Here is a 12,300-nt window from a genome sequence, read left to right as displayed (position 1 = left end):
CCGCACGGTCCTGCTGCGGATGGGCAGCGGCGCGGCCCTCGTGGGGGCGGCACGGTCGGCGCGCATCACGCTCCTGCCCCTGTGGGCGCTCAGCATCGGGCTCGGCGAGGCAAACACCGCGCTCGTGATCGGCATCGCGGGCGGGGTCGAGTTCGCGCTCTTCTACACGAGCGGGCACGTCATGGACCGTTGGGGCCGGCTGTGGAGCGTCATGCCGTGCATGCTCGGCCTCGGGACGGGCTTCGTCCTGCTCTCGTTCCTGCACAACGTGCCGGGGCGCGCGGGGTGGTTCGTCGCCGTCGTCCTTCTGCTCTCGCTCGCCAACGGGGTGGGGAGCGGGATCATCATGACGCTCGGCGCGGATCTCGCGCCGCTGGGCCGGCCTGCGCCGTTCCTGAGCGCGTGGCGATTCGCGGGCGACGGCGGCCAGGCCGCCGCGCCCGTGCTCGTCTCGATCCTCACGGCCGTGGCCTCGCTCCCCGTCGCTGCCGGCACGATCGGCGCGCTCGCCCTGCTCGGCGCCGGAATCCTGCTGCGCTACATCCCGCGCTACGTGCCGCACGTGCGGCACCCGAAGTCCGAGCCGAGCGCGGTCGCGGGCGGCAAGTAGCGCCCGCAGACAATCAGGGGGCGGCGGCATTCCCCGCCCTGATCCCCCCAGGGTCACGATCCCCCTCGCTGAGGCGCGTCCGGGCGAGCTCGACCCTCCCGACGGCGCCCTCGACGATGCGCGCCGTGACAGGGCTACGACCCGCGGCGCCTTCTCGATCTCCCTCAGGTGCGGCTCGATCTCCTCCAAGTGCGGCGTGTGCCGGCTGGGCATTGACGTGATCTACGCCATAGTTCTAGACTTTATTTAGTCCTGAACAAAGGGAGGATCATGAATCGATCAGGCGGCGGCGCCGACGTGACCAGAGCGGCAATGCTGGCGCATCTGGGAACCACGGGAGGAGCTTCGCGCGCCGACTTGGCGCGCGCCCTGGGCCTCTCCCCGGCGCTCGTATCGCAGACGGTCAAGCAGCTCATGGCGGAGGGGCTCGTTCACGAGCTCGAGGCCTCCACGTCGAGCGGCGGGCGCCCCGGCAGGCTCTTGGGACTGGCCTCGACCGCGCTGAGGAGCGTCGGCCTCAAGGTCGCGCACGACCACGTGGCGCTTGTTGAGACGGAACTCGACGGATCCGTGGTCCGGGCGGCGACGCTCGCCTTCAATGCGGCTTCGGTGACCTTCCTCAGCGATCTCGTCGGTCTCGTGAGGTCGTTCATCGAGGATGGCGACGACGAACCGATCCTCGGCATCGGGGTGGGCGTTCCGGGGTCCGTGGACGCGACCGGAAACGGGATCGTGGAATCGGGCATGCTCGGCTGGCGCCAGGCTCCGCTCGGCAGCCTGATAGCACGGGAGCTCGACGTGCCGGTGCTCGTGGAGAACAACGTCAATGCCCTTGCTGTGGCGGAGAAGCTCTACGGCGCGGGGCGGGACCACGAGACCTTCCTCGTGGTGACGATCGGCGAGGGCGTGGGCTCAGGCCTGGTAGTTGGCGGAGAAGTGGTCCGCGGCAGCCGCGGCGGTGCCGGAGAAATCGGTCACATCACGGCTGTCCCCGGAGGGCCCCTGTGCACGTGCGGAAAGCGCGGATGCATCGAGGCTGTGGCCGGCGAGAAGGCACTTCTCACCAAGGCCCGCCAAGCCGGGGTCACGGCCGCCGGAGGCACTATGGCGCAGCTCCAGCAGGCCGCCGACTCCGGAAACGCGGAGGCACGTGCCATCTACGCGCTTGCCGCGAACAGGCTGGGCGAGGTTGTCGCGGGCCTGATTCAGTTCGTGGATCCGGAAGTCGTGATCGTCAGCGGCGAAGGCACCAAGGCGTGGAGCCACTGGAGCATCCCGTTCGAACAGGCCCTCCGCGCAGGGGTGACCGCAGACCGCCGGGGCACTCCCGTCATCGTCGAAGGCTGGGAGGACGAAGCATGGGCGCGCGGCGCCGCCGCGCTGGTCGCTTCAACGCCATTCGACGTGGTCGGGACCCTCGGCGAGCAGGGCCGACGCGTCCGGGCGCGGATGATGACCGGAACTGCGGTCAAGGAGTCTGCATCATGACATCGATCCTGACCCGTCGAGACCGCCCCGCAGGGCAAAGCGCCTCGGGCACCCCCTCGAGGACCCGGGGAGGGCGAGCGCGGCGCCTGCGCTATTTCGCCACCGTCGCGGCCTTTCTCCTCCCCAGCGCGATCCCTCTGCTGGCCTTCACCATCGGACCCATGTTCGCCGCGCTGTGGATCAGCCTCACGCGCTGGAACCTCATCGGCACCATGAAATGGGTCGGACTCGACAACTACCAGGCGCTTCTCGCGGATCCGGCAACCACGAACGCCTTCCTGCACACCCTCTACTACATCGTCGGCTACCTGCCGCTCGCCTACGCGGCCGGGCTCGCCGCGGCCCTGGCTCTGAACGCACGAATCCCAGGACGCGCCGTCCTCCGCGGGGTCTACTTCCTGCCCGTGGTGACGAGCTGGATCGTCGTAGCGCTCGTGTGGCGCTGGCTTCTGAATCCCGATACCGGCCTCGTGAACTGGCTTCTGCACCTGATCGGCATCGCTGGCCCCGGCTGGTGGACGGACCCCGCTTGGTCCATGCCATCGATCATCCTCGCCTCCGTGTGGAAGGACCTCGGATTCATCATGGTCATCCTCCTGGCTGGCCTGCAGGCGATTCCTCAAGAGCTCTACGAGGCCGCGCGCGTGGACGGCGCCGGCCCGTGGCGACGGCTGTTCAGCGTCACCCTGCCCATGCTCTCCCCGTCAAGCTTCTTCGTCGTCGTGCTGTCGCTGATCAATGGATTCCAAGTGTTCGACCAGGTGTATGCCATGACCGGTGGAGGGCCGAACAACTCCTCCCAGGTCGTCGTCCAGCAGATCTATGACCTGACGTTCAGATTCGGCCAGGCGGGAATGGCCTCGGCCCTCTCGTGGCTGCTGTTCGCGGTCATCCTCGTCATCACTCTCGTCCAGATCCGACTCCAGAAGCGGTGGGTGAACTATGCGTAGGCGGATAGCTCCCGCGGCGCTGTGGGCCGTCCTCGTCGCCGGCGCCGTCGCCATGATCTTCCCGTTCGTGTGGGCGTTTGTGACCTCGATCAGCCCCGGATCCGGGCTCTCGGCGACGCCCTCGCTCATCCCCGAGAACCCCTCATTCTCCGCCTATCAGGCGCTCTTCGACCGCCTGCCGTTCGCCCGCGTGATCCTCAACAGCCTCCTGTTGGCGGTCGGGACGACGGCGGCACAGCTCGCCACTGCCTCGCTTGCGGCCTACGTGTTCTCGAGGATGCCGTTCAAGGGTCGGGGCGCGGTCTTCTCGATCTACCTCGCCACGATGATGATTCCGATGCAAGTGCTCGTGGTGCCCCTGTTCGTGGAGATGAAGAGCCTCGGCCTCATCGACACCTACCTCGGCGTCTTCCTCCCAGGCATCGCGAGCGCCTTCGGAGTCTTCCTGCTCCGCCAGGCGATGAACTCGATCCCCACCGACCTCGACCAAGCCGCCACCCTAGACGGTGCGGGCCACTTCCGGATCTTCGTGCAGATCATTCTGCCCCTGATCCGCCCTGCTCTGGCGACGCTGGCCGTCTTCACGTTCCTGAACAGCTGGAACAGCTTCCTGTGGCCTCTCATCATCCTGCGGACGCCCGCGCTCAAGACGCTGCCCGTCGCCCTTGCGGCACTGCAAGGCCAGTACACGACCCAGTGGGACATCGTCATGGCCGGCTCCGTGGTGAGCATCCTGCCCATGCTCGCCCTCTACATCTTCGCGCAGAAGTACATCGTCCAAGGCGTCGCCGGCACCGGGCTCAAGTAACAGCCCTGCGCTCACAGACTTCGCACCACCCCTCCATCCCCCAACAATGATCAACGGAGACATCATGAAAAAGAAGGCACTGGCATCGCTGTGCGTTGCGGCGGTCGCCGCACTCGCCCTCGCTGGATGCGGCACCGGAGGCCAAGGAACGGCTTCCGGTGAGAAGGTCACCATCAAGTACACGAACTTCATCTCCAACGGCGGAAATGAAAAGAACCTCGACACGATCGTCCAAGCGTTCGAGAAGGAGAACCCGAACATCACCGTCCAGGTGACGACGCTCCCCTACAACGCATACGGCACGACCCTCCAGACCGACCTCGCGGCCGGCACTCAGGCCGATACGTTCGACGTCGAGTACGCGAACCTGAAGTCCTACGTTGCGAACGGGACGATCGCGCCGCTCGACGGCGTGGATGCCTCCAAGTATCGCCAGTCGCTCCTGAAGTCCTACCAGTCGGACGGCAAGCAGTATGCCCTGCCGACCTCGTTCTCAGATGTGGTCCTGTACTACAACAAGGCGCTCTTCGACGCGGCCCACCTTTCCTACCCGAACGCGAACTGGACGTGGGCCGACGAGACCGCGGCCGCACAGAAGCTCACGAACCCGGCCACGGGGGTCTTCGGAGACTTCCAGAACATCTCGTTCTACGAGTTCTACAAGGCGATCGCGCAGGCGGGCGGCAAGTTCCTGAGCGACGACGGCAAGTCGGCCGCGTTCAACTCCCCTGCCGGGATCAAGGCCGCGAATTGGCTCGCGAACAAGAGCGGAACCACGATGCCGACCCCGGCACAGGGCGCGGGCACCCCTGACTTCGACACGAAGCTGTTCAAGGACGGCAAGCTCGCTATGCTCCACACGGGCATCTGGGTGGCCAGCAGCCTCGCCGACTCCCCGAAGGACTGGGACATCGCTGTCGAACCGGGCGACACCCAGAAGGACAGCGCCATGTTCTCGAACGCCGTGGCTGTGTCCGCGGCTTCCAAGAACAAGGACGCCGCGCAGAAGTGGGCCGCGTACCTCTCGAGCTCCCAGGTGATGGCCCAAACGCGCATCAGCGCGGGGTGGGAACTTCCCCCGACGTCGGACGAGTCGGTTCTCAAGCCGTATCTGAACCAGGGCAAGCCCGCGAACCGCCAGGCCGTCTTTGACGCCCTCAACAACGTGGTCCTGCCACCGTCCATCGGCGAGAACCAGCAGAAGATGACCGACATCATCACCAACGCTCTCGGTGAGATCGCCGCCAAGCGGTCCAACGCGGCAGACGCCCTCAAGGCTGCAGCCGACCAGGTGAACGCCCTTCTGAAGTAGAAGGCTCAGCCTCCCCGCTCCGCCAGCTGGGCGGGCCGCCAGATGTCTGGAGGCCCGCCCACCCTGCGAAAGAACCACATGACTGCCGAACCTGCACGCTCCGCTTCCGACCCGACGCCGGCCTCCCCGACCGCCGTCGAGGATCTTGTCGAGTCAAGCATCAAGATGATCCTCGACCACCAGACGGGTACCGGCGCGTACCCGGCCTCCCCCACCTTCTCCGCCTATGCCGGGTACTGCTGGTTCCGAGATGGCTCCTTCATCGCCGACGCCATGTCCGCGGTCGGCCACCCGGAATCGGCCGAGGCGTTCTTCGACTGGTGTGCACGCATCATCGAGGCCCGAGAAGTGCAGATCCGTGACATCGCGGCGCTCGCCCTGGCAGGCACTCCGGCGCCCGACGCTGACATGCTTCCCACTCGATACACCTTCGCCGAGGAGGAAGGCAGCGAGGAGTGGTGGGATTTCCAGCTCGACGGCTATGGAATGTGGCTCTGGGCCCTCGGCGAGCACCGACGGCGCTACCAGACCGATCTCACGCGGTGGGGTCACGCGATCCGATTGATCGTTGAGTACCTGTGCAGCTCGTGGCGGCGCCCGTGCTTCGACTGGTGGGAAGAATTCGCCGAGCACACCCACGTCTCGACTCTCGGGAGCATCGCGGCCGGCCTCTCCTCGATCACGGCCGCGGGCGTTCTTCCGGAGGAGCTGGACTCCACGGCCCGACAGTCCGTGGAAGAGATCATGGGCCTCATCGGATCCGAAGGCGTTCACGCCGGGCACCTGACCAAGTGGATCGGAGGCGAGGAAGTCGACGCGAGCCTCCTCGCGCTGATCGCCCCGATGTCGGTTATTGAGGCGGGGAGCGCCGTCGCGGAGGCGACCGTGCGCGAGATCGAGAACCACATCACGGACGGCAACGGAGTCTACCGCTACGCCGCCGACACGTATTACGGCGGCGGCCAATGGCCTCTCCTGAGCTGCTTCCTCGGCCTGGCCCACGCTTCAGCGGGTCACCACGAGCGCGCCCGCGAGATCCTCGACTGGACCGCCACTACCGCGGGAGCAGACGGGAGTCTCCCCGAACAAGTCAACCGGCGGCTCCTCGCGCCGGAACACTTCGCCCCCTGGGTTGAGCGGTGGGGCAAACCGGCGGACCCGCTGCTGTGGAGCCACGCCATGTTCCTCCGACTTGCCGCAGAGCTCCGCCTCGTAGGCCAACCGACCACTCCTTCCCACAGAGAGGACGCCGAATGATCCGCCACCGGCCCTACGGTTCAGGGCATCCGTACACGGACGACACCGACCAGCGCAGCCCCATCCATCCTCTGGCAGGCCAGGAGGTCCGCCTTGGCGTCCGCACGTCGCCGGACATCGCCGAGGTTTTATGCGAACTCGAACAGACCGGCAGCGACAGCGAGATCGCAGCCTCCCGGACCGGAATGGAGAGGGTGGCGACCGCCTCGCGCGGCCAGATCATCGACGGCGGTCACCTCGCCGGGGCCCAGGCGCGCTTGGCCCGAGCCGCGAGCGGATGGCAGACGACCGTGAGCGGCCTGCGCGCTGGAACCGAATACCGCTACCGGTTTACGGGACGGTCGGAAGCCGGTGGAACCCAGACCACCCGGTGGTTCTCCTTCCAACCGGCCGATTGGTCCCCGGCACCGGGGGCGCTGCGGATCGAAGGCCTTGACCGCGTTCTGCCTGGCAGCGTCGAGGTCCTCCGCGCCGGCGGCTCACCCATCCGTGTGCGCTTCGCGCTTCCGCTTGCCCAGATCGAGCGCGTCACGGGGTTCGGCGAGCGCTACGACGCACTCGACCACACAGGCACGAAGCTCGACGCGGTCGTCTTCGAGCAGTACAAGAGCCAAGGTCAGCACCGCCGCACCTACATGCCGATGCCTTTTGCGCACGTCGTCGGGGGCGAGGGATGGGGCTTCCATGTCGAGACGGGGCGCCGGACCTGGTTTGACATCGGCGCGAGCACGCCAGACCGGCTCATCATCGAAGCCGAAGTCGACGAAGCCAAGGATCCGGAATCGGTTCTGCTGACCGTGAGGTTCTTCGATGGGCCACCCGCCAAAGTCCTCGACCAGTTCCTCGAGCAGGTCGGGCGGCCGAAGGAGCTCCCCGCGTGGGTCTTCAAGCTCTGGGCCAGCGGCAACGAATGGAACACGCAGGCCGAAGTCATGCGGCAAATGGACCTGCACCGTGACTCGGACATCCCGGTGGGCGTGGTCGTCGTCGAGGCGTGGAGCGATGAGTCCACCTTCACGGCGTTCCGCGACGCCCAGTACACTCCGACCGAAGACGGGTCGCCCCACCGCCTGGCCGATTTCACGTTCCCGGCGGACGGCGCCTGGCCCGACCCGAAGGCAATGGTCGACGAGCTCCGCTCTCGCGACGTCAAGGTGGTCCTGTGGCAGATCCCGCTCCTCAAGATGCGCCCCCACCCCACCGGTCAGGCACGCTTCGATGCGGACGCGGCGGTCCGCGAGGGGCGAGTCATTCTCGAGCACGGCCCAGACAACGCCCTCCGCCCTTACCGAAACCGCGGCTGGTGGTTCCCTCTCGCACTCATGCCCGACCTGAGCGACGAGGAGGCCGCCCGCTGGTGGACCGAGAAGCGGCGCTACCTTGTGGAAGAGGTAGGAATCGACGGATTCAAGACCGACGGCGGCGAGCACGCCTGGGGACGGGACGTGGAGTACCTCAACGGCCAGCGGGGCGACGAGGCCAACAATGTCTTCCCGGTCGCCTACGCGAAGGCCTACGGCGACCTGCTCGAGTCCACGGGCAAGGCTCCTGTGACGTTCAGCCGGGCCGGATTCACTGGGTCCCAGGCACACGGCGCATTCTGGGCCGGGGACGAGAACTCGACCTGGGATGCCTTCAAATGGTCTCTCTACGCAGGCCTCTCGGCCGCCTCGAGCGGGATCCTCTACTGGGGATGGGACTTCGCGGGCTTCTCTGGGGACATCCCCACATCTGAGCTCTACCTGCGTTCGGCCGAAGCCGCGGCGTTCGTGCCGATCATGCAGTACCACTCGGAGTTCAACCACCACCGGAAGCCCTTGCGCGACCGGACCCCGTGGAACATTCAGGAGCGAACCGCGGATGAACGCGTGGTCCCGGCCTTCCGCAAACTCGCTCACCTGCGAGAGCGGCTGATCCCGTATCTCACGCGTCAGGCGAGGGAGTGCATCCGTCAGGGGACGCCTCTCATGAAACCGCTCTTTTTCGACCACCCCGCGGACCCCGGTGTGTGGGAGCGGCCCCTCCAGTGGATGCTCGGCGAAGACCTCCTGGTCTCGCCCGTCACCGAAGAAGGCGCGACGGTCTGGACGACCTACCTGCCCGAAGGCGAATGGATCGACGTCTGGACTGGGCAGCTCCACCAGGGCAAGCAGGACGTGGCCACGGAGGCACCCCTCGGCCGGATTCCGGTGTTCGCCTCGGAGAAGTCGTGGCCTGAAATGAAGGCGGTGTTCGGGACGAGGTGAGGACGGCGTTGCCCCGTGGTCGATCGACCACGACCGCGGGGCGACGCCACACGCATAAGCGGCCCCTCTCTGTAGGCTTCTGTGTCAATCCTGAGTAACATTTAGCTTTTGTCCGGCCGAATATTGCAAGTTCACCCATGTCTCGGAGATATCCCTAGGCTTCTACGGCGTCGAAAGCTTAACGACGTATTGCTTTAAATCCTGAACGCTGTTTAGCATGTGACCCATGGCACAGGCGGTCCGCGGTGCCGGTCCTACCACGACGGAGTTCTAGGAAGAGACATGATGATCACCCGCCGCCGCCTCCTCGCGGCCACCGTGCCCGCCGCCCTCTCGGTGTGGGCCCTCTCCGCCTGCAGCAGCTCGACCGAATCGTCGGCCTCGGGCCAGAACGGGCCGGCGACGGCGCCGCTCCTCACCATCGGCTCGCTGCAGGAGCCCACGAGCTACGACCCCGCGCAGGCCAACGAGGGCCACCTGGCTCCGGTGTACCAGTCGGTCTACGACACGCTGCTCAAGATGCAGCCGGACGGCAGCCTCGCGCCCATGCTCGCGACCTCGTGGGCGGCGAGCGACGGGAACAAGACCTACACGCTCAAGCTCCGCACGGGCGTCTCCTTCACCGACGGCGCGGCGTTCGACTCGGCCGCCGTGAAGGCCAACGTGGAACACTTCAAGGCCGCGAACGGCCCCCTCGCCAGCACGGCGAAGGCGATCCAGAGCGTCGAGGCGCCCGACGCGACCACGGTGGTGCTGCGGTTGTCCACGCCCGATCCCGATCTGCCGTACGCCCTCTCGAACGCCCTCGGCTACATGGGCAGCCCCAAGGCGCTCACCACCGCGGGGATCAAGACGCAGCCCGTCGGCTCCGGCCCGTACACGCTCGACGCGGCCAACACGGTCGCGGGCTCGAAGATCACGATGGTGCGCAACCCGAACTACTGGGGAGACAAGCTCCCGTACGACAAGGTCGTGTTCCAGATCCTCACGGACGAGACCGCTCGCCTCAACGCGCTCAAGTCCGGCCAGATCGACGCCGCCATCCTCGCCCGTGCCTCGAGCGCGGCCGACGCTGACGCCGCCGGGCTCCAGCACAAGCCGTTCGAGGTGAACTGGGAGGGGATCTTCTTCTTCGACCGCGACGGCAAGAAGATGCCGCAGCTCGCCGACGTGCGCGTCCGGCAGGCCCTCACGCTCGCGATCGACCGCCAGACCCTCCTCCAGAAGGTGTACCTCGGCAAGGGCACTCTGACGAGCCAGACGTTCCGGCCGGGCACCAAGGGCTACGACGCGTCGCTCGACAACGCGTACCAGTACAACCCCGACAAGGCCAAGCAGCTCCTCAAGGACGCCGTGGTTCAGAATCTCGCCGTCACGCTGCCCGTCACGCAGGTCTTCGATCCGGCCATCTACGACGCGATCGAGCAGAACTGGAAGGACGTCGGCGTCACGGTCACGCGGCACCAATGGGGCCCCGGCCAGCCGATCCCGTCGATGCAGCGCGGCGACTTCGCGATCTCCTACATGTCCCTGAGCCAGTACACCGACTGGCGCCACATCGCGTTCGAGATCGCCCCGAGCGGGCCATGGAATCCGTTCAAGACGGCGAGCCCCGAGCTCGACGCCCTCATCGCGAAGGCCCAGACGGGCGACGACGCGACGCGCGCCGACGCGGACAAGCAGATCAACAAGTACATCGTGGACAACTACTGGTTCAGCCCCCTGTACCGGAACGAGAGCAACTTCTACTACGGCAAGTCCGTGGACGTGCAGCCGCAGTCCCAGCAGGCCGTTCCGTCCATCTACAACTACAAGCCGACCGGTCAGTAGGCGATGACCGTCTTCCTCCTCAGGCGCCTCGCGTCCGCCGCCGTGCTCCTCGTGGCGGTGTCCTTCATCGCCTACGTCATGCTCTACCCCGCGGCCGGGGACATCGCCCGCAACGTCCTCGGCGAGAACGCGAGCGAGGCGCAGGTCGCGCTCAAGAACCACGAGCTGGGACTCGACCAGCCGCTCATCGTCCAGTACTTCACGTGGCTCGGCAACGCGCTCACGGGGAACTTCGGCAACTCGTACTTCGCGAGCCAGCCGGTCTGGAAGATCCTCGAGGTCCGCCTCCCCGTGACGCTGAGCCTCGTGGTCATCGTCACCCTCCTCACGGGCGTCCTTGCGTTCGCGGTGGGGCTGCTCGCGGCCGTCAAGCGGGGCTGGATCGACCGCACGCTGCAGGTCCTCGCGACCCTCGGCGACGCCCTCCCGGCGTTCATCGTGGCCCTGTTCCTCGTCACCGTCCTGGCCATCCAGCTCAAGCTGTTCCCGGCCACGGGGTACGTCGCGTTCACGAAGTCGCCGGGCGACTGGGCCAGGACCCTTACGCTTCCCGTCATCGCCCTCACGATCGGCGGCGTCGCGGGCGTGGCCCAACAGGTCCGGAGCTCAGCGCTTGACGTCCTCCGCCACGACTACGTCCGCACTGTGCGGAGCCGGGGCCTCTCGGAGCGCCGCATCGTCCTCACGACGGTCCTGCGCAACGCGTCCGTCAACGGCCTGACCACGCTCGCGGTGCACGTCGTGGGCATCCTCGGCGGGGCCGTGGTGATCGAGTCGGTCTTCGCCCTCCCGGGCCTCGGCTCGCTCGCCGTCGAGTCGACGAGCCGCACGGACCTGCCGCTCATCCTGGGAGTCCTGCTCGCCGTCGTCCTCATCATCGTCGCCGTCAACCTCATCGTCGACCTCGCCGTCGCGTGGCTCAACCCGAAGGTGCGCCTCTCATGACCCTCGCTACCGAAGCCCCCGTCGAGGTCGAACCGGTGGTTCCCCGGGCCAGGGTCGCGCGGCGCTTCCTCCGCAATCCGCTCGGGGCCGCCTCCGCGGCACTCCTCGCGATCGTGATCCTCGCGGCCGTCCTCGTGCCGCTCCTGGGCCTGCCCGATCCGAACGCCGTGAGTCTGCGCGACGCGATGGCCGGCCCGAGCCCGCATCACCTGCTCGGATCCGACAGCTCGGGGCGCGACGTCCTGAGCCGCCTGCTCTGGGGCAGCCGGATCAACCTGCTGGGCGCGGCCCTCGCCGTCGCGATCGCCCTCGTCATCGGCGTCACGTGCGGGCTCATCGCTGGCTACTACGGCGGCTGGTTCGACGGCGTCTCCACGTGGGTCAACAACCTCACGATGGCCCTCCCGGGCATCGTCGTGCTCCTCGCGGTGCGCGCCGTCGTCGGCCCCTCGGTGTGGATCGCCATGGCGGTGTTCGGCGTCCTCCTGTTCCCCGGCTTCTTCCGCGTGGTGCGCGGGGCCGTGCAGTCGGTGCGCAACGAGCTGTACGTCGACGCGGCCCGCGTCTCCGGGCTCGGCGACGCGCGCATCCTGGGCCGCCACATCCTCACGGTGGTTCGCGCCCCCGTCATCATTCAGACCGCGCGCCTGCTCGGGATCGGCATCGCGATTCAGGCCGGGCTCGAATTCCTCGGCGTGAGCGACAGCAGCGTCCCCTCGTGGGGCAGCATGATCAACGACGGCTTCCGCAAGATTGCCCTCAATCCGATCCTCATCCTGTGGCCGAGCCTCGCGGTCGGGATCGTGTGCATGGCGCTAGTGCTGTTCGCCAACGCGCTCCGCGACGCGCTCGAG

At 67.1% G+C, this 12,300-nt stretch carries 10 protein-coding genes; all 10 read left to right on the top strand.

Going from position 1 to position 12,300, the window contains the following annotated elements; translation table 11 throughout:
* On the top strand, window positions 1–610 hold a 610-nt coding region (locus tag ACLN58_RS10965; protein ID WP_415855294.1), incomplete at its 5' end, for an MFS transporter.
* A 270-nt stretch (window positions 611–880) separates the two neighbouring features.
* A complete protein-coding gene (locus ACLN58_RS10960; protein ID WP_415855293.1) occupies window positions 881–2,098 on the top strand; it encodes an ROK family protein in 1,218 nt (405 codons plus the stop codon).
* The gene (locus ACLN58_RS10955; RefSeq protein WP_415855292.1) at window positions 2,095–3,048 is read left to right on the top strand and encodes a carbohydrate ABC transporter permease; all 954 of its coding nucleotides are present in this window, start codon (window positions 2,095–2,097) and stop codon (window positions 3,046–3,048) included. Before ACLN58_RS10960 ends, ACLN58_RS10955 begins: the two co-directional genes overlap by 4 nt.
* Entirely contained in the window at window positions 3,041–3,856 is an 816-nt protein-coding gene (locus ACLN58_RS10950) for a carbohydrate ABC transporter permease (protein WP_415855291.1), read from the top strand. Before ACLN58_RS10955 ends, ACLN58_RS10950 begins: the two co-directional genes overlap by 8 nt.
* Before the next feature lie 64 nt (window positions 3,857–3,920).
* Window positions 3,921–5,168, top strand: coding sequence for an ABC transporter substrate-binding protein (locus ACLN58_RS10945; protein WP_415855290.1), 1,248 nt, complete (start codon window positions 3,921–3,923; stop codon window positions 5,166–5,168).
* Between the two features lie 78 nt (window positions 5,169–5,246).
* Window positions 5,247–6,425: a glycoside hydrolase family 15 protein gene (locus ACLN58_RS10940; RefSeq protein WP_415855289.1), complete on the top strand. Its 1,179-nt coding sequence runs from the start codon at window positions 5,247–5,249 to the stop codon at window positions 6,423–6,425.
* Window positions 6,422–8,671 (top strand): TIM-barrel domain-containing protein, encoded by a 2,250-nt coding sequence (locus ACLN58_RS10935; RefSeq protein WP_415855288.1) that lies wholly within the window; start codon window positions 6,422–6,424, stop codon window positions 8,669–8,671. The genes ACLN58_RS10940 and ACLN58_RS10935 overlap by 4 nt, the downstream gene beginning before the upstream one ends.
* Before the next feature lie 282 nt (window positions 8,672–8,953).
* The gene (locus tag ACLN58_RS10930) at window positions 8,954–10,501 is read left to right on the top strand and encodes an ABC transporter substrate-binding protein (RefSeq protein ID WP_415855287.1); all 1,548 of its coding nucleotides are present in this window, start codon (window positions 8,954–8,956) and stop codon (window positions 10,499–10,501) included.
* 3 nt (window positions 10,502–10,504) lie between these two features.
* Entirely contained in the window at window positions 10,505–11,446 is a 942-nt protein-coding gene (locus ACLN58_RS10925; RefSeq protein ID WP_415855286.1) for an ABC transporter permease, read from the top strand.
* Window positions 11,443–12,300 (top strand): ABC transporter permease (locus tag ACLN58_RS10920; protein WP_415855285.1); only part of this gene is annotated, 858 nt, incomplete at its 3' end. The genes ACLN58_RS10925 and ACLN58_RS10920, both read left to right, overlap by 4 nt.

It is taken from the genome of Sinomonas sp. G460-2 (assembly GCF_047759905.1).
Classification (GTDB): Bacteria; Actinomycetota; Actinomycetes; order Actinomycetales; family Micrococcaceae; genus Sinomonas.
Note: the sequence above shows the minus strand (reverse complement) of the source record. Positions and strands in the feature narration are given on the sequence as shown.

Coding starts and splice junctions, on each gene's coding strand:
- ACLN58_RS10960 (WP_415855293.1), top strand. CDS start 881: ATGAATCGATCAGGCGGCGGCGCCGACGTGACCAGAGCGGCAATGCTG.
- ACLN58_RS10955 (WP_415855292.1), top strand. CDS start 2,095: ATGACATCGATCCTGACCCGTCGAGACCGCCCCGCAGGGCAAAGCGCC.
- ACLN58_RS10950 (WP_415855291.1), top strand. CDS start 3,041: ATGCGTAGGCGGATAGCTCCCGCGGCGCTGTGGGCCGTCCTCGTCGCC.
- ACLN58_RS10945 (WP_415855290.1), top strand. CDS start 3,921: ATGAAAAAGAAGGCACTGGCATCGCTGTGCGTTGCGGCGGTCGCCGCA.
- ACLN58_RS10940 (WP_415855289.1), top strand. CDS start 5,247: ATGACTGCCGAACCTGCACGCTCCGCTTCCGACCCGACGCCGGCCTCC.
- ACLN58_RS10935 (WP_415855288.1), top strand. CDS start 6,422: ATGATCCGCCACCGGCCCTACGGTTCAGGGCATCCGTACACGGACGAC.
- ACLN58_RS10930 (WP_415855287.1), top strand. CDS start 8,954: ATGATGATCACCCGCCGCCGCCTCCTCGCGGCCACCGTGCCCGCCGCC.
- ACLN58_RS10925 (WP_415855286.1), top strand. CDS start 10,505: ATGACCGTCTTCCTCCTCAGGCGCCTCGCGTCCGCCGCCGTGCTCCTC.